Source organism: Pseudomonas sp. TAA207, assembly GCF_001529285.1.
Lineage (GTDB): Bacteria > Pseudomonadota > Gammaproteobacteria > Pseudomonadales > Pseudomonadaceae > Aquipseudomonas > Aquipseudomonas weihenstephanensis.
In genome coordinates this window covers 24971-45803 of sequence record NZ_LLWJ01000065.1, presented here as the reverse complement: position 1 = coordinate 45803, position 20833 = coordinate 24971, and the positions used below count along the sequence as shown (strand labels likewise).

Below are 20833 nucleotides of genomic sequence, written 5' to 3'. Positions count from 1 at the left end.
TGCAAATCTGAAAATAAAAACGCCCCGGCGAACCGAGGCGTTGGGTTGCTCTGCTCAGTAAAAGCGGCAGATCAACGGCTTGCGAAGTACATGGTGACTTCAAAGCCAATGCGCAGATCGGTGAAAGCAGGTTTAGTCCAAGCCATGAGGTGACTCCTTAGCAGTGGGTGGGTGGGGTGTCTTTAACTTAGTCCAGCTCCCGAAGGAGATGTTCAGATGCTTAGGTGGCTATGTTACTAAATTTGACTGTTGCTGAACGACCAAAGTCGAAGAAAGCTCATTACACCGTTGGTAACGATCAGCTTCGTCCTCGATTAAACGTTTCAGTTTCGGGCGACGTGGCCAAGCACAGCCAGTCGCAATTGGGCTGGTTGATGCGCTGAGCTGCGTTGAGTGTAGTGCTTGGTTCGAGCGCCATAAGTGCGGTGTAGAGCGCTTTGAGGTAATCCGACGAATGGCCCGCTTGTTTGGCGTGCCATAGCAGATCGCGAGCATCGGCCATGCTCAGAGCCTCTGTCGAAAACTGTTGGGCCAAGCTGGCGCGTGCCTGGATGAAGGACGTTTCATCGAGCGTTGATACAAGCGTCGGCAGTTGTTCGATGAACTGTCTGATCTGCTCAAAGATTTCTGTCGTTGCTGCGTGCGGGGATTGCACACCGAACAGCAAGCCGGTGCGCCCGTTGAATTGGCGCAGGCCGCTGAAGACGGCATAACCCAGTTGCAACTCAACGCGCAGGCGCTGATAGAACGGCTGTTGCGCAAGATGGGCGAGCAAGCGCCATGCGGCTTCATCAGCGATATCGGCGGTGGGCGCTGGGCAAAACAGCAACACGGCGTGCTCACTCGATGCACAAGGTTCGGTGTGCCACTGCCGCGTGCGCATGGGCGCAGCGGCGGGGGAAAGGTCCGTATCCGGTATGCCGGGAGCCTTATTCAATACCGCCGTGATCAAGGTTTGAGTACGGGTAGCAAGGCCCACAGCCAACCCATCCCAGCGCGCCGAGGCCCAACCGTGTTGCAGGTCGTTGATGGCAGGCAGCGCTTGTGCCTGGCACCGTTCGGGCAGGCGCTTGAGCAAGTGGCGAATAGGCATCAGCGGCGCCTCAGGCGAACCTTGAGCCTGGTGTTGCACGGGCGCGTCAAGTGAACGCAGCACGTGTTCAAGAATGGTCGGCATGGGTTCTTGCACGCCGCGCATATTGAGCAGCCAGTCATTGCCCTGAGCGTTGAGTGATAGCTCAACCCCCGCGTGATGTGCGTCCTGCTTTAGGGTTTGCAGTGAGTGCTGAACCTGCGACAGAAACGTCGGTTCGTGGGCTGTAGCGAAATGCCAGCGCAGGCGCAGGGCGGCTTCGTCGCTGTCAGTGGGCATCACTGCGCTGAACGTCATGGCCGACCTGTCGCGGCGGCTGCGTAAGCGATCTTGGGCGAAGGTGCGCAGGCCTCGGTGGGCGCTGGTTTGTCCGCGAATAAGGCCAGCGTTCACGGGCTCTTTCTCCGATGTCAAAAATGGGTTGGGGGTGGGCAATTGCCAGTCATGCTGGAACGTTGTCGGCGCCACAGGCTGTATCTGCGTCAGAATCGCGCGCAGCGCTTGCACACCCTGGTCTGACAAGTGTGATGCACATTGCTGACCCTCAATGCGGGCCAATGCCAGTGCGCTGCTGACCTGCTGCTGACGTTGGTGCAGCAAGCGGTACTCTTCACGCAGTGCAGGCCACGGCTGCCGGGCGCTGAAAAAGGCCAGCCAGCCGTCGAAGGCGTCGATTATCTGCTGGGCATGCGGCGCGCTGTCAGCCGGTGTTGTGAGCGCGATGTCAAAAAGCGCCTGGCCGTCGAATAGGTACACCACGCTGGCGTTCAGGGTGTCGATCAGGTGTAGCTGACGCAGCTGTGCGACAAGCCCGCCGGGTTTGTCGGCATTAATCCAGTGACACAAAAACGCCAGCGCTTGGTCGCTCGCAACTGGCAAACGTTCCATCGCCAGCATCAGGTTCAGGCGACGGCCGTCAACGTGTTGATAACGCTGTTTACCGGTCACCGACAACGGGGGCGGTGAACACTGGCGCATGGGTTCGCCACATGTGAGGGGCGCGCTGTGGCGTTCAGCCAGCGTGATCAGTTCTTCAAGGGATTGTGGACCCACCAGGGTTAACGTCATTTGCCCGGTTTGGTAGTACTGCTCATGGAAGTCTTTCAATGCCTGCTGAAAGGCCGCACGCGGGACCGGCAAGCTATAGCGGTTACCCGCGTGGAAGGCGCGCAGCGGGTGCGCCGGATTCAGGGGTTGAAACAAGCGTCGCTCATGCTGCGTCGATGGCTCACGCACCCATGCGATAAATTCGGCGTGCAACACTTCGCGTTCGCGCAGTTGATCCGCGGTATTCATGCGCGGGTGAGCAAGCATGTCGCACAGACGCTCAAGACCGCCCTCAAACGCAGCGGGTGGCAACTCAAAAAAGAAGTCGGTATGGCGCTCGCTGGTGCGGGCATTGATATGCCCCCCCTGTTGTTGCACATAGGCCATCAACCCCTGCGCCGGGGGGAATCGGTCCGTGCCCAGGAACAGCAAATGCTCCAGAAAATGAGCCAGGCCAGGCCAGGCTGCGGGCACGTCATGACTGCCCGCAGCAACCCGCAAATAGGCGGCGCTGTGCTTGAGCCGGGGTTCATGACGCACGGTCAGCGCCAGACCGTTGTTACAGGTCAGGCGAGAAGCGTGAGGAGGGTTGGGCGCAGGCATGGGCACTTCCGTAACAGAGAAGCGCTCATGCTAGCGGATTACGAGCAATCAGCGCGCATTCAGCGCACGGTAAAGTTCAGGCCGGCGGTCGGCCAGGTAGTTGTTCCCAGCCTTGGCGGCAGTCATGTGCTGGTGCTCAAGGGTGGCGCTGATCAGGCTTTCATCCTGCTCAGCCAGGGCGATTTGCGTGCCATCGGGCGCGGCGATGCTACTCAACCCGCAGTAACGAATATCGCCTTCGTGACCACAGTAGTTGGCGTAGGCGACGTAGCACTGATTCTCGAACGCGCGACTGCGCACGGTGACAGTGGCGATGAACTCGTAGGGCTCCATGTTGGCGGTGGGCACCACGATCAACTCAGCCCCCGCCAGTGCCAGACGACGGGTGTTTTCCGGGAACTCCAGGTCGTAGCAAATCAGTACGCCGAGCTTCCAGCCATTGAGTTCGATGACGGGAAACGCGTCGGGACCCGGGCAGAACATGTTTGTGTCGAGTTCGCCAAACAAATGGGTTTTGCGGTAGTTGAGCACGCGCTGGCCGTGGGCATCGATCAATTGCACGCTGTTATAAATGCTGCCCAGCGCGTCGCGCTCGGGGTAGCCATAGGCGATGGCCATGTTGCAGGCTTTGGCCAACTCTGCAATCTGCCGGGCCGCGTCGCCGTCTTGGGCTTGTGCCAATCGGGCGACAGCCTCTGCGCCAATGTTGTAACCCGTGAGGAACATTTCGGGCAGCACCAGCAGATCAATGCCGTTGTTTTGCTGCGCGACGAGACTCAGGCGCTGCAAGTTACCGGCAACGTCCAGCGGCAGCGGTGGGCATTGGTAAAGGGCGACGCGCATGGGGTTCTCCTGTGTGCATGTGTGCATGTGTGCAGGCGCGAGCAAGCGGGCGCCTACACAGGTGTTTCAAATTAGTCCGGCAGGGCGATCGGGCCGATGTCGTGAAACACGTCGCCCGGACCAGGGTTGTCGGCATGGGTGTTACCGCCGAAGTGGGTCATGATGCCCCAAACGGCGTTCAATGACGTCTGTACTGCGCCTTCAACCCATGCCGGTGTCCACGACACATCGTCCCCTGCAATGAAGATCCCGCGTTGGTCGCCGGGGATGTCCTGCTGCATGAAGTGCGCATACATGCGCTGGTTGTAGCGATAGTGGCCAGGTAGCGCACCTTTGAAGGCACCCAGGAAGTGCGGGTCGGCCTCCCATGACACGGTGATCGGGTCGCCGATGATGCGGCTGGCAATGTCGACCTTGGGGTAGATTTTTTTCAGTGAGTCGAGTGCCAGCTTCACGCGTTTTTCAACGGGGTGGGGGAGCATTTTTAACGCATCGCTCATCCACGCGTACGACAGGCAAATGACGCCCGGTTTATCGTCGCCATGGTCGAACAGATAGGTGCCACGGGTCAGGCGATCCGTGAGGGTCATGCTCATCAGGTCGCGACCGGTGTCAGGGTCTTTGTCTTTCCAGAACGGGCGGTCGACCATGACGAAGGTTTTGGACGATTGCATGTAGCGCGTACGGTCTAGAGCCATCCACATCTTTTGCGAGAACAGCGATTCTTCGCATTCGATCTGGGTGGTCAGCAGCCAACTTTGGCAGGTCACCAGGACCGCTTCGTAAGGGCGGGTTACACCCAGGATGTCGGTGACAGAAAACTGCCCGTCCTCTGTGCGCGAAATCGCTTTGACACCCGTGCGTAGAGCGCCGTGATGCAGCGAACTGAGGCTGGTGCCTTCAGGCCAGTGGGCGCAACGCTGCGGTGCATGGCGCCAGATGCCCAGCGGTACTTGCTCAACGCCGCCCACCACCAGGTGCTGATGGTCATCGCAGTTGGTCATGACCACGCGGAAGATTTCGAGCATCGAGTTGGGGAAGTCAGAGTCCCAGCCGCCGGTGCCGAAACCGACCTGGCCAAACACTTCGCGGTGTTGGAACGAGAGTTTGGCGAACGCTTTGGAGGTGGCCACAAAGTCATAGAACGTGCGGTCATCCCACAAGGGAACGAGGGTATTCCACAGTTCTTTGAGACGCGGGACGTCGCGATCACGGATCGCTTGTTGAATGTCACCAAAGCGCGAGCCTTCTTCCAGCGCGTCCGCCCAGGCATCCGCAACTTCTTGGAATAACGCAGGCAAGTCGGCCAGTTTTTGTGCGTAGAAGGTCTGGCCTTCGAGGTCGATCACCGTGCTGCCGGAAGCGGGTGTCAGCGGATTGGGGAAAGGTTTGGTCTCAAGCCCCAGCTTATCGACGTAGTGGTAAAACGCGGTGGAGGACACCGGGAAACGCATGCCGCCCAATTCGGCGATCACCCCCTCGCTGCCCTCGAAGGCTTGGGAGCGCAGACGCCCGCCCATTTTCGAGGCTTCATACACCACGGGTTTGAGGCCCAGCTTCATCAGTTCATACGCCGCAACCATCCCGGCCATGCCTGCCCCGACAATCGCCACCTCTGCGCCCAACTTGTGCGTGGGAATACTGCCCAAACCTGCCGGGTGCTCAATCCAGTCATCGAAGGCAAACGGGAAGTCCGGGCCGAAAATCGTGACTGGTTTTTTGCCATCATGGGGGTGGCGATTATTCTTGTTCATGGCTGACCTTGCTGGCGACCCGCGCATAACGCTGAGTATAGGAAAAGACAGGCAACATGATAGGGAGCGCGCAACACATAAATAAGACGCAAAGTGTCGTCGTTATGCCTTGTTTTTAGGCGTTATGACGAAAGCTGTAGGCGAAATGCAGTGCGCGACAGATAAAAAGGCTTATCCGCGATCGACTTTGCTGCTGAGAATGATCGAGGTCGTGGTTTTCTCGACACCTTCGACGCTGCCGATCTGATCCAGCAATTGATCCAGTTGCTCTGGGGATTCGCTGCGCAGCCACGCCACATAATCAAACTCACCGCTGACCGCACACAGTTGCTGCACTTGCGCCATAGCACTTAATCGCCTGACCACCTCCTTGCCTGAGCGCGGTTGAACGGTGATCCCCACATACGCTTGCAGTCCGCCATCAATCAGGCGTTGCCCCAGCCGAACGCCATACCCGGTAATCACGTTGTTTTTTTCCAGCCGTGCCAGCCGCGAGGTCACCGTCGTGCGTGCGATGCCCAACTGGCGGGCGAGCATTGCCACACTTTCACGGGCATTGAGCTGCAAAGCGGCAATCAACTGCCGGTCAATTTCATCCAGTGCGGGCGGGCGAATGTCTGGCAAGAGAGGCTCCAATGACGTCAGCAATATGGGGCGGCCATGGTACAGCGCTTGAGGGTGGGAGCGTCCAGCAGAGGACTCATACAGGGCGCGGTCTGGGGGTGTGATTGCACTAGCCCTCGGGTTTGCACAAAAAAACTAGGCAAAGTCCGTCTGCGGGAGGGGGATAAGTGCTTTTTCTTTGGTTTTTTATTGCTGATGCGATTTTTTAACCGCTGACCCAGCCGGACATTGGAGTGACTGGGTGGAGCCACCCAAGTTTCGACCGATGTAAAAAAGCCCTTACTTGAGGACTAGGGACGCAGGCGGTTTAGTGAGGTCAGTTGGCGTATCGAAATTCTCGACCGAGGCGCCCCAGGTACAACATCAATTCATTATTTCGGCTCTGCTGGTGAGCATCGGGCATGAGTATCCCGATGATGCAAAACTTGTGGTATTCCATTAGGCCACGTGCGTAAACCAGCGCTACGTCATTCTCAGGTTCACCCATGCGGCACTTTCGATCCATTTGTCGCTGCCGCTTCTTGAAGGTGCGAGGCGGGATGCACAGGTGAATATGCTCAATACACCCGGCAATTTCGCGGGGCGAGCCATACTCTGCGTCATACCCGAAATAGTGGGGAAGGTCTTCGCGCATGGACTGTTGATAACGGCGGAAGTCATCAAGCAGTACATTCATCAGATCTGGATGGCTGACCTCAAGAGGCTTGAAAAAAAGATCGTAGGTGGCTGGATGAAAGCAGACGTCTACTGGCTCCATAGATTAAGAGCTGTAGTTCGTTGCGACCGCTCGACCCTGTTTTGCCAGGGCAACAAGACCATTAGGGTCTATAACACTGATAAAGGTTTTAGAAGGCGTCGAGGCTTGACGGATCTGATGCAGGTTTCTATCGGCCTTGTAACGAGCCTCGGCAATGGCAGTCAGCAGTTTGTCGCCGCCGTCAGCCCCTAAATCACTATTGCCCCTGTAAGGTTTTAGAAGGGACAGTATCTGACTGAGCAGAGCTTCTGACAGTCGATATTTGATCTCGAGTGCATCAATAACCTTCACCTGCAACGGCCCGTTGTATAGGCGATCCAAAGTGACGTTAAGCTCTTCCACCGCTGTGAGGAACTGAGGAAGCGTGTCCAACAACTCTCGCTTGGAGCTAGAGGACTCAAGCTGAGACAAGATCGTTTCTGAATACGGTTGTAGTTGGGCCCCTGAAGCGTTCAGGTCTGCGGTAAAGAAACAAGCAGATGCCAGCATAAGGCACGCTGTAGAAACAGTGTCCCGTAACGCATTTTGCTTTTGTGGGGGTAATTTCGTAGTCATTCTTGATGTCCTTTGCTGCGTGTCGCATGGCAGCTGAATGCGCTAATCATTTCATTGTTGATCGGGCTTTGCCACCACCCTCCGATGGGCGTAATAGCAGGTTAGTTTGCTGCGTATTGAAAAGGCTTCACGGACTCACAAGGTAATGGTTTTTAACACCCCCTCCATGAGCGTGGCCATACCCGCGTTGGCGGTAAATGCTGCCGCATTGCTGGGCAATGGCGTCGGCCCATGCGTATGCCCGGCCAGTTGCGTGTTCATCTGTTGCACCAGATCGAGCACATCACACACCACCTGGAACAGGTTCACGTTTCCGCCCCGATCCAGTTTTTGGGGGCTACCAACCGTTGGCTAACCCCCGCCACGCTTTTACGCAGCCCTTCGATTCGTTCCTGCATGTCGCCACCCACGGTGGCGTTGTGCTTGCGCCCCGCCACTATATTGAAGTCCCGGCCGGTCGCTTGGTGCAGATCATCCACAGTCGCCAGGCTCGCAGATCTGCCCGATAGCAGCTTGAGCGCGCCCAGCGCTTCTATTTTCTTGATCCCGCCCACTGATTCGGTTGAATGGTCGTCCACCGTCCTGGTGTGGTTCTGGAAGGTCTCGGTGTAGTCCAAGGCTTCGACTTCGCGCTCGATCGCTTTGTCCTGGATCTTGCCATCGGTTTGGCGCAGCCAGTTACCGTCGGCATCGACCCGCTGCTGGCACGCTTCGCTGTGTTGCCAGACCTGATCCCCTTTCGGGACTTTGGGCATGCTCAGGCCGTGCTGGAGAATGGTTTGGATGTAGGGCTTGTGCGGCAGGCCGTAAGCGAAGCACACCACGACTTGGGTGCCTTCTTCGGGGAAGGCTAGATGGCCATTTCCTCACCGCCTGTGGGCAGCGGCAGCGGGACTCCGGCCAAGGTAGGCAGTTGGGTGTCTGGCTCGCCGTCTGGCCCCATGACCTCGATGTCGACTGCATAGCGCGGGCGGAAGTCGTCGCAGATCCCTGCGCCGCTCGGGGCATCGGCCACCGCGACCAACTGGTAAGTACTCCAGAACGAAACCAGGGGCGGGCTTTACCAAGCCGGACGAAGACCCGAACCTGACGAAAAATTGGCTGTGAGTCCAGCTATCCAAAAATGAAATTGGACAAATCTTGGACGGAACCACTTTTTTGCAATGTTCCGGCTTCAACTTTTCAAACCCCAGAAACACGAAAGCCGCGCAGTGCGCGGCTTTGAGTATGGTGGGCCCAGTAGGACTCGAACCTACGACCAAGGGATTATGAGTCCCCTGCTCTAACCAACTGAGCTATAGGCCCTCAGTAGGTCGCGGATTATAACGATGGTTTCTCTACAGTGCTATCCGAAAAGTCTGAAATAGGGATACGAAGAAATGTCGCAGCGAATTCTTCTGCCGATAAAGGCACGCTGACGATGTAGCCCTGAATTTGCTCGCAGCCTGCCTGGGCTAGGAAGTCTTGTTGGGCGAGGTTTTCTACGCCTTCTGCAATGACGGTGAATTGCATGCTGCGACCCAAGGCGATGATGGCGCGCACGATGGCTGCGTCATGTGGGTCGTCCGGCAGCCCGCGGATGAAGGATTGGTCTATTTTCAGGGTGTCCAGCGGCAGTCGCTTGAGGTAACTGAGCGAAGAGTAACCGGTGCCGAAGTCGTCGATGGCCAGTTGCACGCCCAGGCGTTTGAGTTGGTGCAGCACTTTAAGCGCTTCTTCGGTTTGGCTCATGATGAAGTTTTCAGTGATCTCCAGTTGCAGGCAGTCGGGTTTCAAGCCGTGACTGTTGAGTAACTGACGGATGCGTGCGACAAGGCGAGGCTGGTGCAACTGGGCGCCGGCAAGGTTAACCGACACCGGGCCAAAAGGTTCGTAACCCTGATTCCAGATGTTTAGTTGCGCGCAGGCGTGCTCCAGTACCCAATCGCCCACCTGGATGATCATGCCGTTTTCTTCGGCCAGATGAATAAAGCGCTCGGGTGGGATAACGCCCAGCGTGGGATGAGTCCAGCGAATCAGTGCTTCGGCGCCCACCAGCGTGAAATCAAGCAGGCTGATTTTGGGTTGATAGAACAGGGACAGCTCATTGCGTTCTAGGGCGCGCCGCAGCTCTTGCTCAAGCACCACGCGCTCACGCGCTTGTGAGGTGAGATCGTGGGTGTAGCGCTCGACACGGTTGCGGCCTTTGAGTTTGGAGCGGTACATGGCGGCATCGGCGTTTTTAACCAGTGTGGCAACGTCGCTGCCGTCATCCGGGTAAACACTGGTGCCGATGCTGGCACTGATAAACAGTTCGTGTTCGCCAGCAGCAAAGGGCGCGTTGAAACACGTCAGCAGCTTGTCGGCAATCAGCTCGGCATCGTGGGGTTGGTGCAGGCCCGGCAGCAGGATGATGAATTCGTCGCCGCCCAGGCGGGCGACGGTATCGATATCGCGCAATTGCTCTTTCAGGCGCGTTGCGATGCCCTTGAGCAAAAGATCGCCGACGGGATGGCCCAGGCTGTCGTTGATGTTTTTGAAACGATCGAGGTCCAGAAACAGGACGGCGCCGCATTTTCCTTGTGCGCTGTGCTCGTTGAGGGCGTGTTGCAGTCGGTTTTCGAACAATAAGCGGTTGGGCAAACCGGTCAGCGGGTCGTGATGGGCTTGATAGTCAAGGCGCGCCTGGGCGTGTTTGAGGCTGGAAATGTCGGCAAACACGGCCACAAAGTGGGTCACGATATTTTCGGTAGTGCGCACCGCGCTGATGGTCATCCAACTGGGGTAAAACTCACCATTTTTGCGTTTGTTGCAAATTTCGCCCTGCCAGTGGCCTTCACTTGTGAGTTGGTGCCACATCGCGGCATAGAACGCGCTGTCGTGCTGGCCGGAGGCAAGTATTCGGGGCGTATGGCCTAATGCTTCACGTTCGCTGTAGCCAGTGATTTCACTAAAGGCGCGGTTTACGGCGGTGATTTTTTGCTGTGGATCGGTGAATAAAATACCTTCGGCCGTGCTTTCAAAGACGGTGGCCGTTTGTTGCAGTTTTTCCTGCATGTGTTGGCGTTCGGTGATGTCGCGGGCGATGGTCAGCATGCACGCTTCGCGGCCTATCATCAGCGGACGGCTGGAAACTTCGCACAAGCGAATGCGGCCACTTTTGTGCCGCAGGTTGCACCTGAAATCCCGGACAAAGCCATTTTGTTTCAGCAATGCCAATAATTCATTGCGCTGGTGCAGGTCGGCCCAAATCTTCAGGTCCAGGGATGAGCGGTTCAGCGCGCTGGCCGTGTCGTAGCCGCTCAGCCGGCTGAAACCCTCATTGATTTCGATCAGCAGGCCATCGCTTTGGCGGCTCAACAATAAGCCATCGGGGGAGGCGTGAAAGGCTTTGGCGAACTTCTCTTCCGACAGGCGTAGGGCTTCTTCGGTGTGTTTGGCTTCGCTGATGTTGATCATGAGGCCGCGCAGAACGGGTTTTTCGTTGTGGTGGGTGAGGCTGATGATGTCGCGTAGCCACAGGGTTCTGCCGTCAGCGGTGAGTACGCGATAGTCGATGCTGTGGTCGCGGCCCGCGCTGATCTCCTGGTTGCAGAAGGCTTGGGTTCGCTCCAGGTCATCGGGGTGAACGATTTTGGCCCAGAAACCTGGTACTAACCAATCTGCCAGCGGGTAACCAATTAACGCTTCGGCTTGAGGGGACACGTAGGTGTAGGTGTAGTCATCCAGATTCGCCTCCCATGCAATAGCCGACAGACTTTCGACCAGCCCTCGGTAGCGGTATTCGCTGCTACGCAGTTCTTGTTCAAGGGCGATACGGCGGGAAATTTCGGAGCTCAGGCGTCGGTTGATCCGAATTACCACCACCAAGACGCTGACCAACAACAGGATGCCCGGCAATACATAGAGCAACACGCCGCGCCACAGGGAGCCGTAGTCGTTAGTGTTGCCGATCCAGCGTTCCTGGATGGCCTGGAGTTCGCCTGGGCTTATATCAGCCATGACTTTATCGAGCAGGCGCAGCAAGACGGTTTGATCTTTAGGCACGGCCATTGCCAATTGATAGCGGTAGGGCGTTTCGCCACTGACGTATAAACCATCCAGTTTGAGTTGGCGCAAACTCCACACACTGGAGGCCAGATCGCCGACCATCGCATCCACCTGGTCGGTGGCCAATGCTTGCAATGCGGAGCTGACATTGGGCAGTGCCACCAGATTCAGGTCGGGGTGTTGGGCCTGAAGCAGCTCGTGGGGGGCATAGTTTTCAACCACTGCGACTTTTAAACCGTACAGGTCTTTGATGGTTTTTGGTGAAGCCCCGCCTTTGTGCGCCAGGATCACTATCGGGAAGTCGAGGTAGGGGCGGGTAAAGGCCAGGCTTTTTTGCCGCTCGGGGGTCGACATGATGCCGGGCAGCCAATCCAGATTGCCCTCTTTGGCCAGCGTTAGCACGTTGCTCCAGCTGTACGGCTCCACGGGTTTTATCGTTACGCCGAGTCGGTCTTTGATCAGTTGCACGTAGTCCGCAGCAAGACCGGTGTAGAGACCTTTGTCATCGCGGAATTCGAAAGGCGGCCACGTAGCATCGATCCCCAGGCGCAGCTCAGGGTGGTTATCCAGCCATTGGCGTTCTTCATCGGTCAGCGTCAGGGCGTTTGCCGTTGCCGTCCAGGCGATGAACAGTAAGCAGAGGGGGGCTATCAGTCGGGGCATGCGCGTCTCGCTCTACGCTCGGGTGAGTCGAGTGTAGACGGGGGCAGGGCGCGAGGATGTGCAGAGGGAAAAAGAAGGCGAAGCGTGTGGCGGGCACATAGCAAAACCCCCGGCAGGGCCGGGGGTTTTGGGATCACTCGTCGAGGAAGGAGCGCAAATGCTCGCTTCTCGTCGGGTGGCGCAGCTTGCGCAGCGCTTTGGCTTCGATCTGGCGAATCCGCTCACGGGTCACGTCGAACTGCTTACCAACCTCCTCAAGGGTGTGGTCGGTATTCATGTCGATACCGAAACGCATGCGCAGTACCTTGGCTTCACGGGCTGTGAGGCCGCCGAGTACGTCGCGTGTCGCTTCTTTAAGGCTCTCAACCGTGGCGACATCGATGGGCGACTGCATAGTCGAGTCTTCGATGAAGTCACCCAAGTGGGAGTCTTCGTCATCACCGATCGGGGTTTCCATGGAGATCGGCTCTTTAGCGATCTTCAATACCTTGCGGATTTTATCCTCAGGCATTTCCATGCGTTCACCCAGCTCTTCCGGGGTCGGTTCACGGCCCATTTCCTGCAACATCTGACGGGAAATACGGTTGAGCTTGTTGATCGTCTCGATCATGTGCACCGGGATACGGATGGTGCGGGCCTGGTCGGCAATCGAGCGAGTGATCGCCTGACGGATCCACCAGGTGGCATAAGTCGAGAATTTGTAGCCGCGGCGGTATTCAAACTTGTCTACCGCTTTCATCAAGCCGATGTTGCCTTCCTGGATCAAGTCGAGGAACTGCAAGCCACGGTTGGTGTACTTCTTGGCGATGGAGATCACCAGACGCAAGTTGGCTTCAACCATCTCTTTTTTCGCGCGGCGGGCCTTGGCCTCACCGATCGACATGCGACGGTTGATGTCCTTGATCTCGGCAATCTTCAAGCCGGTTTCAGCTTCCAGGGCCGACAGCTTTTGCTGGCAACGGATGATGTCCGGTTGCAGGCGACCAATGGCTTCAGCGTATTTGCTTTTGCCTTTGGCCAGCGCGTCGCTCCAGCTTTCGTCGACTTCATTGCCCGGGAACAGGCGCAAGAAATCGGTACGCGGCATACGTGCATCACGTACACACAGCTGCATGATGGCTCGCTCTTGTGCACGCAGACGCTCCAGGGCGCTACGAACACGTTCAACCAGGCCTTCGAATTGCTTCGGGACCAGCTTGATTGGCATGAACAGCTCAGCCAGGGCAACCAGCTCGGCAATTGCCTGCTTGCTGTCGCGACCGTGCTTTTTCAGGGCCTTGCGAGTGATTTCCATCTGATCGGAAACGGCGCCAAAGCGCTGTGCCGCGATGATTGGGTCGGGGCCACTTTCGACCTCTTCCTCTTCTTCGCTGGCCTCTTCCTTATCGTCCTCTTCCTCATCACCTTCGGCTTTCACCTTGGGGTCGACAGGAGGCGGAATCTCGGCTGCGGGCGGCGCAATACCGTCGTCCGGGTCGATATAACCGCTCAGGACGTCAGACAGGCGACCACCTTCGGTGGTGACACGAGTGTACTCGGAGAGAATATGGTCAACCGTGCCAGGGAAGTGCGCGATTGCGCCCATCACTTCACGGATGCCTTCTTCAATACGCTTGGCGATTTCAATTTCGCCTTCGCGTGTCAGCAGTTCTACCGTGCCCATTTCACGCATATACATGCGTACTGGGTCGGTAGTGCGACCGATATCGGTTTCTACTGCCGCCAACGCTGCGGCTGCTTCTTCAGCAGCGGCTTCGTCGGTGTCAGCATCGGCCAACATAAGGGCGTCCGCATCCGGAGCACTCTCGTGTACGGGGATCCCCATGTCATTAATCATGCGGATGATGTCTTCCACTTGCTCCGGATCTGAAATATCTTCGGGCAGGTGGTCGTTGACCTCTGCGTAAGTCAGATACTTCTGCTCACGGCCGAGGGTGATCAACTCTTTGATACGAGACTGCTGTTGCGCTTTTCCGGACATAACACCCTATCCACTGAAGGTCTTGGCGGGCAAAAAACAAGCCGAGGATTATACCTTAGCTATGACCTCACGCGCCAGTTGAGGTCGGGTTTGATGCAGGATTATTGCGACTTAGGAGGTCGCGTAACTGATTTTTCTCCTCGCTACTGAGCTCGCCTTGACGTGCTTTTCGAAGAAGTTGCTCTAAATTTCGCTCGCGTTGACGAGCTGACAAGCTTGTTATGGTGTCGAAAAACTGTTGTTCAAGGTTATCGGCATCAATTAGCCACTCCTTTTCCAGCAGCCTTTGCAGTAAGCGACCCTGTTCAGTGCCGTGCCAGCGCGACAGTAACTGGATAGAGCTTAGCTTAGGATTTTTCTGTACAGCCTCTACCAGTGCAATCAATAGCTGGTTGTTCGTCTGATCTTCGGCTGCAAAGTGCTCGGCATCCTCAACTTTTTTAGCCAGTTGAGGGTGATGCAGCAGTGTGCGCAGGGCGGTCAGGGTGGGCGGTTCAACGCCCACGGGGATCCACGCCTGTTCGCGCTCGCCGCCACGCTTGCCCTTTTTGTCCCACGGTTTGTTTTCCCACTTTTTGCCGCCAGCGCCGGTTTTTTTCGGCGTCCATTCCTGTTGGGGGATGTAGGCGTCTGGCTGCTGGAAGTCGCTGTAATCCGGCATGGCGTCGTAATCAATGCCGGGGTCGTAGGCGGGTTGCGCGGGTGGAGGAGCACTTTGCGCCAGTTGGCTGACCGCTTCGCTGTTGAGACCGGTTATTTCGCTTAAGTGCTGACGCATCAAGTTGCGCAGGTTGGCGCCGGGCACTTTATCGATAAGCGGCGCTGCCAGCGTGGCCATGTGGGCCTTGCCTTCAAGCGAGCGCGGATCGGTTTCTTCCCTCAGTTGCTGGAAGAAGTAGTCGGCCAGCGGCTGAGCGTGCTGATTGATTCGCGCCTTGAATGCATCGCTGCCTTCGGACCGCACCAGGGTGTCCGGGTCTTCGCCTTCGGGCAAAAACAGGAAGCGTGCCCGGCGGCCGTCTTGCAAGCAGGGCAGCGTGGCTTCCAGCGCGCGCCAGGCGGCATTGCGGCCTGCCTGGTCGCCGTCAAAGCAAAACAATACGCTGGGCACTACGCGAAACAGACGTTTCATGTGCTCTTCGCTGGTCGCGGTGCCAAGTGTTGCAACGGCATTGCGCAGCCCTTGTTGGGCCAGTGCAATAACGTCCATATAGCCTTCAACCACGATAATTTCATCGAGGCTGCGATTGAATTTTCGCGCTTCGAACAGCCCGTACAGTTCCTGGCCTTTGTGAAAGACCGGGGTTTCCGGGGAGTTCAGGTATTTGGGTTTGTCGTCGCCCAGTACGCGGCCACCGAAGGCGATGATGCGGCCACGGCTGTCGCGGATCGGAAACATCACGCGATCGCGAAAGCGGTCGTAGCGTTTGCCGGTCTCTGCGTTTTCGACCAGCAAGCCTGCATCGATCATGGCTTTTTGCTGGAGCGTGTCATTGCTCAGGTGCTTGAACAGGTTGTCCCAGCCGGGTGGGGCGAAGCCCAGTCCGAAGTCGCGGGCGATCTCGCCTGTCAGGCCGCGACCTTTGAGGTACTCCACAGCCGATTTACGCGCCGGGTGGCTTTTCAGGGCTTGACGGTAAAAGTCGGCGGCAGCGGTCAGTAACGGGTAAAGCGGGGAGTCGGTCGGCTGGCGTGGTTTGTGCGGGCGACCGCTTTCTTCCCGGGGGATTTCCATGCCTGCGGCTTTGGCCAGTTCTTCGACGGCCTGGGGGAAGTCCAGGTTGTCGTGGTCCATGATGAAGCCGAGAGCGTTACCGCCTGCGCCGCAGCCAAAGCAGTAATAAAACTGTTTATCCGGGCTGACGCTGAAGGAGGGGGTCTTTTCTTTGTGGAAGGGGCAGCAGGCGGTGTAGTTTTTGCCTGCTTTCTTCATTTGCACGCGTGAGCTGACGACATCGACGATATCGGTGCGGTTCAGAAGGTCGTCAATAAAGCTCTGGGGGATTAACCCTGCCATAGCGTTCTCGTCATCTCAGCGCAAAAAAAATAGCCGAATAAATGGGCTTGGTCATCAGGGCGTGCAGGCGAAAGCGCTGCTCGAACGTGTGGCGTCTGCTCAGTCATGTCGGGAAGTGTATCTGTCGAAGCTCCGTAGACTCGGGTTTAAATCTGAGTGAATGGGTTCGAAAATGTCACGCTCTGAGTCCGGCATTGACCAATGGCTGGTCTCGGATAGCTCATAAGCAGGCAGGGGAGAAATGCCTTGGGCTGATCGTCTTTAAGGAAAATCAGAGGTGTGTGCTCGTCGGTAGCCTTGAAAGGCTCGTCAGTAAAGACGTGCACCGCTGGCTTATAGGCCAGGTCTGACGTGTGTAGCTTTTGTCGCGGTCGCATCTGCGGCCTTGACGATAGTGCGTGTAACTTGCTGCAACTGCCTACGGCCCGGCTTTAGGCCGGGCTTGGCAGAAGCGTGCAACGAACGTCTGTGTATTAGTACAGACGAACGGCGCGGCGCTGCTCGCGCTGAACTTTCTTCGCGTGACGCTTAACAGCAGCTGCTGCCTTACGCTTACGCTCAGAAGTCGGCTTCTCGTAAAATTCGCGGCTGCGAACTTCAGCCAGTACACCGGCTTTTTCGCAGGAGCGCTTGAAACGACGCAGAGCTACGTCGAAGGGTTCGTTCTCTTTTACTTTGACGGCTGGCATCCAGAGCTACCTTCATTCATTACCGGGGTCAACGTCTCAAGGCAAAATCGCGTTGGAAGACGTCGGTTTTTAAGGGTTGCGGATGTTAACCCCTCATCGCCCGGAATGCAAAGCCTCTGATCGAAAACCGCTGGCCGGGGGCGGTAGTGGCGACTATTATGCGCGCCTTCGAATTTAGCCTCTACAAGGCGCAAACCCATGCTAGTACTGGGATTAGAAACTTCCTGCGACGAAACCGGCGTCGCGCTATACGACAGTGAACGCGGGCTTTTAGCCGATGCGCTGTTCAGTCAGATCGACCTGCACCGCGCTTATGGCGGTGTGGTGCCGGAGCTGGCGTCACGCGATCACGTCAAACGCATGCTGCCCTTGATTCGTCAGGTGCTGGCCGAGGCAGACTGCGTGCCCACAGAGATTGACGCTATCGCCTACACGGCGGGTCCGGGGTTGGTCGGGGCCTTGCTGGTCGGGGCTTCGTGCGCTCAGGCACTGGCTTTTGCCTGGGGCATTCCGGCACTGGGCGTGCACCACATGGAAGGCCACTTACTGGCCCCTATGCTGGAGGAGCAGCCCCCCGAGTTCCCGTTCGTCGCTTTGTTGGTCTCGGGCGGTCACACGCAGCTGGTGCGCGTGGATGGCATCGGTCAATACGAGTTGCTCGGCGAGACGCTCGACGACGCCGCAGGCGAGGCGTTCGACAAGACCGCGAAGATGATGGGGCTCAACTATCCAGGCGGTCCTGAAATCGCACGTCTGGCCGCTCACGGGGTTGCGGGGCGCTTTGTGTTCCCGCGCCCGATGACGGACCGTCCGGGCCTTGCATTCAGCTTCAGTGGCTTGAAAACCTTCGCCTTGAACACATGGCAGCGCTGCGTTACGGCGGGCGATGACAGTGAGCAAACGCGCAGCGATATCGCGCTGGCGTTCCAGCAGGCCGTGGTCGAAACCTTAACCATCAAGTGCAAGCGCGCGCTCAAGCAGGCGGGCATGAAGCGTCTGGTGATTGCGGGTGGCGTGAGTGCCAATACGGCGTTGCGCGCTTCGCTGGAGAAAATGCTCGGCGAGATGAATGGCAACGTGTTCTATGCGCGTCCTGAGTTCTGTACAGACAACGGCGCGATGATTGCGTTTGCAGGTTGCCAGCGTTTGCAGGCCGGTCAGCACGAAAGCCTGGCAATCAGCGTGCAGGCGCGCTGGCCAATGGAGCAACTGAGTCCGCTGTGAGGTTGAGCGGGCCCGGCCGTTGCCGAATATGAGCTTTTTTCATTTGGCTCATTCAGAAATGCCGTTCGCGCCCGGCCAGCAGGTCGCGTAAATTGCCGCGGTGGCGCCACACAATCAGTGCGGTCAGTGCGCACATGGGCAGCAGGGCGGCGGGTTCTTGCCAGGCCAGTAATGGCAGGGTCAGAGACGTGGCAATCAGGGCGGCGAGTGAGCTGGTGCGAGTGAGTTGAAAGGTCAGTAGCCACGCAGCTACGGCCAGCAGGGCAGCGGGCGGGTACAGTGCCAGCAGCATGCCAGCAGCCGTAGCGACGCCTTTTCCGCCCCTGAAGCGGAAGAAGGCCGGGTACATGTGGCCGATGACGGCGCAGACGCCGATCCAGGCTTGTTGCTGGAGTGCGAGGTCGAGTTGGTTGGCGAGCAAGACAGGCAGCAAGCCTTTGCACAGGTCGCCGAGCAACGTGAGGATGGCCAGTTTTTTACCGGCCAGGCGCAACATATTGGTCGCGCCCGCATTGCCTGAACCACTCATTCGCGGGTCGGGGTTACCGGTCAGGCGGCTGAGCAAAATGGCGAAGGACAGCGAGCCAAGCAGGTAGGCGATAATCGCCAGTAACCAAAACATGCTAACTATTCCGGGCGAGGACGCCCTGATTCTAACGGCGCATTGCGCCCTTGTCGTGCTGCGGAGAAGAGTGCTTGGACAGAGTGTTTATCGAAGGCCTGGAAGTTGACACCGTAATCGGTGCTTATGACTGGGAGCGTGGCATCCGTCAGTGTTTGCGCCTTGATCTGAGTTTTGCGTGGGACAACCGCCCGGCTGCTGCGGGGGATGACCTGACACTGGCATTGGACTACGCCAGTGTGTCGGCGCGTATTCAGGCATTTGCCGACCAGGCTCAATTCCAGTTGGTTGAAACCTTTGCCGAGCGTTTGGCCGAGGTGTTGATGAACGAATTTAATATTCCCTGGCTGCATCTCAAATTGACCAAACCGGGTGCCGTTGCGGCGGCCACTGGGGTGGGTGTGGAGATAGAGCGCGGATGTCGCTAACTCAGGTCTTTCTCGGGCTGGGCAGCAATGTCCAGCGCGAAACGCATTTGCGCGCAGGTCTTGATGCGCTGGCGGGTTTTCTTCGGGGCGTGAAGTGCTCGCCGGTGTTTGAAAGTCAGCCGGTGGGGATCAAAAGCGGACCCTTTTTCAACCTTGTAGTGTCGGCTGAAACGGATCTTTCGTTGCCTGAGCTGAGTCGACGTTTGAAACTTATCGAAGCGGATAACGGACGATATGCTCAGGATCGCAAAGGTTTGCCCCTGGATATCGACGTGTTGTTTTACGGTGACCTCACGGGCAATTTCGACGGGTTGATCTTGCCGCGCGCTGAAATTCTCACCAATGCCTTCGTGCTATGGCCGCTGTCGCTAATGGCCACGGAAAGGGTTCATCCGGGTACAGGTAAAACGCTGGGCCAAATGTGGGCAGACGCGCAAATCGACCAAGTGCTCGTACCCGCCGCATTCGAATGGCGCGGTGTGCCGTTGACGCCGGCAAACATGCTGCCCCCCTGTCCGTTGTAGTCGCAGTCGAGGCGCGAGGCTGCGGCGGGGGTAGCATCACCCCCGCAAGCAGCCTCGTATGACGCGTCAGCGACAGGTTTTGCGTCCGAGGTAGTGGCAACCTGTTTCGGCGTCAGTTTTTGGCGGCGTCTTTGTAGGCTTGCAGTGCCTTGAGTCGCTCGCGCTTGAGAGCCTCTCCCAGGTCCGGGCCTTTGAAACCCTGTTCAAGCAGGGGTTGGACGGCGACGCTCAGGGCTGCCTGTGCCGCTCTTCGCAGGTAGTCCGCTTGAGGATAAGGCCGATTTTCTAGCCCCAACCGTCCCTTGGCATCCATCTCGCACGCCACAATGAACTCTTCAAAGCGTTGCGGCCGACGGTACACGTCAAAACGTTGCAACAACTCCAGTAAGGTCGATGCCTTGAGTTCAAGCGCGCGATGGCCGTGGGTGTGGTATTCGCCGACCAACATGGCCAATTCCTGACAGTCCCGAGGCACTTTAAAGCGTTCATTGATGGCTTTAATCAGGCGCTGTCCCTTGTGCTCGTGGGCGATGTGCCGCGGCCACTCGCTCTCGCGGGTCAGCCCTTTGCCCACGTCATGCAGCAGACACGCCCAACGCACGGTCAGGGGCTGATGATGCCGCGCGGCTTGTTCGAGCACGCTGAGGGTGTGAACACCACTGTCTATTTCGGGGTGGTGGGCAGGGGGCTGCGGGACGCCAAACAGTGCGTTTACCTCAGGTAACAGCACGTGCAGTGCGCCGCAACTGCGCAACACTTCGATAAATACCTGTGGGTGGTCTTCCATCAGTGCGCGGGAGATTTCTTTCCAGCAGCGCTCGGGTGTCAGGGCTTGCAGTTCGCCTGAGGCAGACAATTGGCGCATCAGTTCCAGGGTTTCGGCAGCCACCTTGAAACCCAGCCCGGCATAGCGCGCAGCAAAGCGTGCAACGCGCAACACTCGCAGCGGATCTTCGGCGAATGCGGGTGAAACGTGACGCAATAACCGGGCTTCCAGATCCTGTTGGCCATGATATGGGTCGGTAATATTGCCTGCATCATCTTCAGCCATCGCGTTGATGGTCAGATCGCGGCGAATCAGGTCTTCTTCGAGGGTGACGTCGGGGCTGGCATGAAACACAAAACCGCCATAGCCATGACCACTTTTGCGCTCGGTGCGGGCCAGCGCATACTCTTCACCCGTCTTGGGGTGCAGGAACACCGGGAAGTCGGAGCCTACAGGGCGAAAGCCTTTGGCGAGCATCTGCTCGGCACTGGCGCCTACCACCACCCAGTCGATGTCGGTGACCGGTTTGCCCAACAAGCGATCACGTACTGCACCGCCGACTTTATAGATCTGCATAAAAAACCTCCGTTAGCGCGACAGGATAACCGCTGCGC

16 protein-coding genes, 1 tRNA gene and 1 pseudogene are annotated in these 20833 nt (G+C 57.6%); 3 read left to right on the top strand and 15 right to left on the bottom strand.

Annotation, left to right across the window (positions count from 1 at the left end; translation table 11 throughout):
• Positions 1 to 71: 71 nt before the first annotated feature.
• The 13 genes and pseudogenes from pqqA to rpsU form a co-directional block, all read right to left on the bottom strand.
• Complete coding sequence (pqqA, locus tag AP059_RS22005) at positions 72 to 146, bottom strand: pyrroloquinoline quinone precursor peptide PqqA (protein WP_082149419.1); 75 nt, start codon at positions 144 to 146, stop codon at positions 72 to 74.
• A 152-nt stretch (positions 147 to 298) separates the two neighbouring features.
• The gene (gene pqqF, locus AP059_RS11300) at positions 299 to 2743 is read right to left on the bottom strand and encodes a pyrroloquinoline quinone biosynthesis protein PqqF (protein ID WP_059765295.1); all 2445 of its coding nucleotides are present in this window, start codon (positions 2741 to 2743) and stop codon (positions 299 to 301) included.
• A gap of 48 nt (positions 2744 to 2791) precedes the next feature.
• Positions 2792 to 3586: a carbon-nitrogen hydrolase family protein gene (locus tag AP059_RS11295; protein WP_059765293.1), complete on the bottom strand. Its 795-nt coding sequence runs from the start codon at positions 3584 to 3586 to the stop codon at positions 2792 to 2794.
• A 71-nt stretch (positions 3587 to 3657) separates the two neighbouring features.
• On the bottom strand, positions 3658 to 5340 hold the full coding sequence (locus AP059_RS11290; protein ID WP_059765291.1) for a flavin monoamine oxidase family protein: 1683 nt from the start codon (positions 5338 to 5340) through the stop codon (positions 3658 to 3660).
• Positions 5341 to 5511: 171 nt separating this feature from the next.
• Entirely contained in the window at positions 5512 to 5964 is a 453-nt protein-coding gene (locus tag AP059_RS11285) for an Lrp/AsnC family transcriptional regulator (protein ID WP_048364213.1), read from the bottom strand.
• A 316-nt stretch (positions 5965 to 6280) separates the two neighbouring features.
• Positions 6281 to 6721 (bottom strand): type II toxin-antitoxin system YafO family toxin, encoded by a 441-nt coding sequence (locus tag AP059_RS11280; RefSeq protein ID WP_059765289.1) that lies wholly within the window; start codon positions 6719 to 6721, stop codon positions 6281 to 6283.
• A gap of 3 nt (positions 6722 to 6724) precedes the next feature.
• Positions 6725 to 7276, bottom strand: a complete 552-nt coding sequence (locus AP059_RS11275; protein ID WP_059765287.1) for a hypothetical protein — start codon at positions 7274 to 7276, stop codon at positions 6725 to 6727.
• Positions 7277 to 7411: 135 nt separating this feature from the next.
• Positions 7412 to 8327: pseudogene (locus tag AP059_RS11270) on the bottom strand (hypothetical protein).
• A gap of 177 nt (positions 8328 to 8504) precedes the next feature.
• A tRNA-Ile gene (locus AP059_RS11265) sits at positions 8505 to 8581 on the bottom strand.
• Between the two features lie 15 nt (positions 8582 to 8596).
• Positions 8597 to 11968 carry a bifunctional diguanylate cyclase/phosphodiesterase gene (locus AP059_RS11260; RefSeq protein ID WP_059765285.1) on the bottom strand — a complete coding sequence of 1124 codons (3372 nt, stop codon included), beginning with the start codon at positions 11966 to 11968 and terminating at the stop codon, positions 8597 to 8599.
• 133 nt (positions 11969 to 12101) lie between these two features.
• On the bottom strand, positions 12102 to 13949 hold the full coding sequence (gene rpoD / locus AP059_RS11255) for an RNA polymerase sigma factor RpoD (protein ID WP_059765282.1): 1848 nt from the start codon (positions 13947 to 13949) through the stop codon (positions 12102 to 12104).
• Between the two features lie 67 nt (positions 13950 to 14016).
• Positions 14017 to 15966, bottom strand: a complete 1950-nt coding sequence (gene dnaG, locus AP059_RS11250; RefSeq protein WP_059765279.1) for a DNA primase — start codon at positions 15964 to 15966, stop codon at positions 14017 to 14019.
• A 473-nt stretch (positions 15967 to 16439) separates the two neighbouring features.
• Positions 16440 to 16655, bottom strand: coding sequence for a 30S ribosomal protein S21 (gene rpsU / locus AP059_RS11245; protein ID WP_002551877.1), 216 nt, complete (start codon positions 16653 to 16655; stop codon positions 16440 to 16442).
• A 198-nt stretch (positions 16656 to 16853) separates the two neighbouring features.
• Between rpsU and tsaD the strand changes: the two genes are divergently transcribed.
• Positions 16854 to 17879, top strand: coding sequence for a tRNA (adenosine(37)-N6)-threonylcarbamoyltransferase complex transferase subunit TsaD (gene tsaD / locus AP059_RS11240; protein WP_048364223.1), 1026 nt, complete (start codon positions 16854 to 16856; stop codon positions 17877 to 17879).
• Positions 17880 to 17931: 52 nt separating this feature from the next.
• On the opposite strand, the gene plsY is transcribed toward tsaD, so the two are convergent.
• Positions 17932 to 18501 carry a glycerol-3-phosphate 1-O-acyltransferase PlsY gene (plsY, locus tag AP059_RS11235; protein ID WP_059765277.1) on the bottom strand — a complete coding sequence of 190 codons (570 nt, stop codon included), beginning with the start codon at positions 18499 to 18501 and terminating at the stop codon, positions 17932 to 17934.
• 74 nt (positions 18502 to 18575) lie between these two features.
• Here plsY and folB point away from each other — a divergent pair, with 74 nt between their 5' ends.
• Together folB and folK are read left to right on the top strand one after the other, a co-directional pair.
• Positions 18576 to 18929, top strand: a complete 354-nt coding sequence (gene folB, locus AP059_RS11230; RefSeq protein ID WP_048364225.1) for a dihydroneopterin aldolase — start codon at positions 18576 to 18578, stop codon at positions 18927 to 18929.
• Complete coding sequence (gene folK / locus AP059_RS11225) at positions 18920 to 19453, top strand: 2-amino-4-hydroxy-6-hydroxymethyldihydropteridine diphosphokinase (RefSeq protein WP_059765275.1); 534 nt, start codon at positions 18920 to 18922, stop codon at positions 19451 to 19453. Before folB ends, folK begins: the two co-directional genes overlap by 10 nt.
• Before the next feature lie 112 nt (positions 19454 to 19565).
• Here the strand turns inward: folK and AP059_RS11220 are convergent, their stop codons facing one another.
• On the bottom strand, positions 19566 to 20795 hold the full coding sequence (locus AP059_RS11220; RefSeq protein ID WP_059765273.1) for a multifunctional CCA addition/repair protein: 1230 nt from the start codon (positions 20793 to 20795) through the stop codon (positions 19566 to 19568).
• Positions 20796 to 20833 lie beyond the last annotated feature (38 nt).

Bases quoted from the DNA above. Each gene is read 5' to 3' on its own strand.
- pqqF (WP_059765295.1), bottom strand. From the start codon at position 2,743: ATGCCTGCGCCCAACCCTCCTCACGCTTCTCGCCTGACCTGTAACAAC.
- AP059_RS11295 (WP_059765293.1), bottom strand. From the start codon at position 3,586: ATGCGCGTCGCCCTTTACCAATGCCCACCGCTGCCGCTGGACGTTGCC.
- AP059_RS11290 (WP_059765291.1), bottom strand. From the start codon at position 5,340: ATGAACAAGAATAATCGCCACCCCCATGATGGCAAAAAACCAGTCACG.
- AP059_RS11280 (WP_059765289.1), bottom strand. From the start codon at position 6,721: ATGGAGCCAGTAGACGTCTGCTTTCATCCAGCCACCTACGATCTTTTT.
- AP059_RS11275 (WP_059765287.1), bottom strand. From the start codon at position 7,276: ATGACTACGAAATTACCCCCACAAAAGCAAAATGCGTTACGGGACACT.
- AP059_RS11260 (WP_059765285.1), bottom strand. From the start codon at position 11,968: ATGCCCCGACTGATAGCCCCCCTCTGCTTACTGTTCATCGCCTGGACG.
- rpoD (WP_059765282.1), bottom strand. From the start codon at position 13,949: ATGTCCGGAAAAGCGCAACAGCAGTCTCGTATCAAAGAGTTGATCACC.
- dnaG (WP_059765279.1), bottom strand. From the start codon at position 15,966: ATGGCAGGGTTAATCCCCCAGAGCTTTATTGACGACCTTCTGAACCGC.
- rpsU (WP_002551877.1), bottom strand. From the start codon at position 16,655: ATGCCAGCCGTCAAAGTAAAAGAGAACGAACCCTTCGACGTAGCTCTG.
- tsaD (WP_048364223.1), top strand. From the start codon at position 16,854: ATGCTAGTACTGGGATTAGAAACTTCCTGCGACGAAACCGGCGTCGCG.
- plsY (WP_059765277.1), bottom strand. From the start codon at position 18,501: ATGTTTTGGTTACTGGCGATTATCGCCTACCTGCTTGGCTCGCTGTCC.
- folK (WP_059765275.1), top strand. From the start codon at position 18,920: ATGTCGCTAACTCAGGTCTTTCTCGGGCTGGGCAGCAATGTCCAGCGC.
- AP059_RS11220 (WP_059765273.1), bottom strand. From the start codon at position 20,795: ATGCAGATCTATAAAGTCGGCGGTGCAGTACGTGATCGCTTGTTGGGC.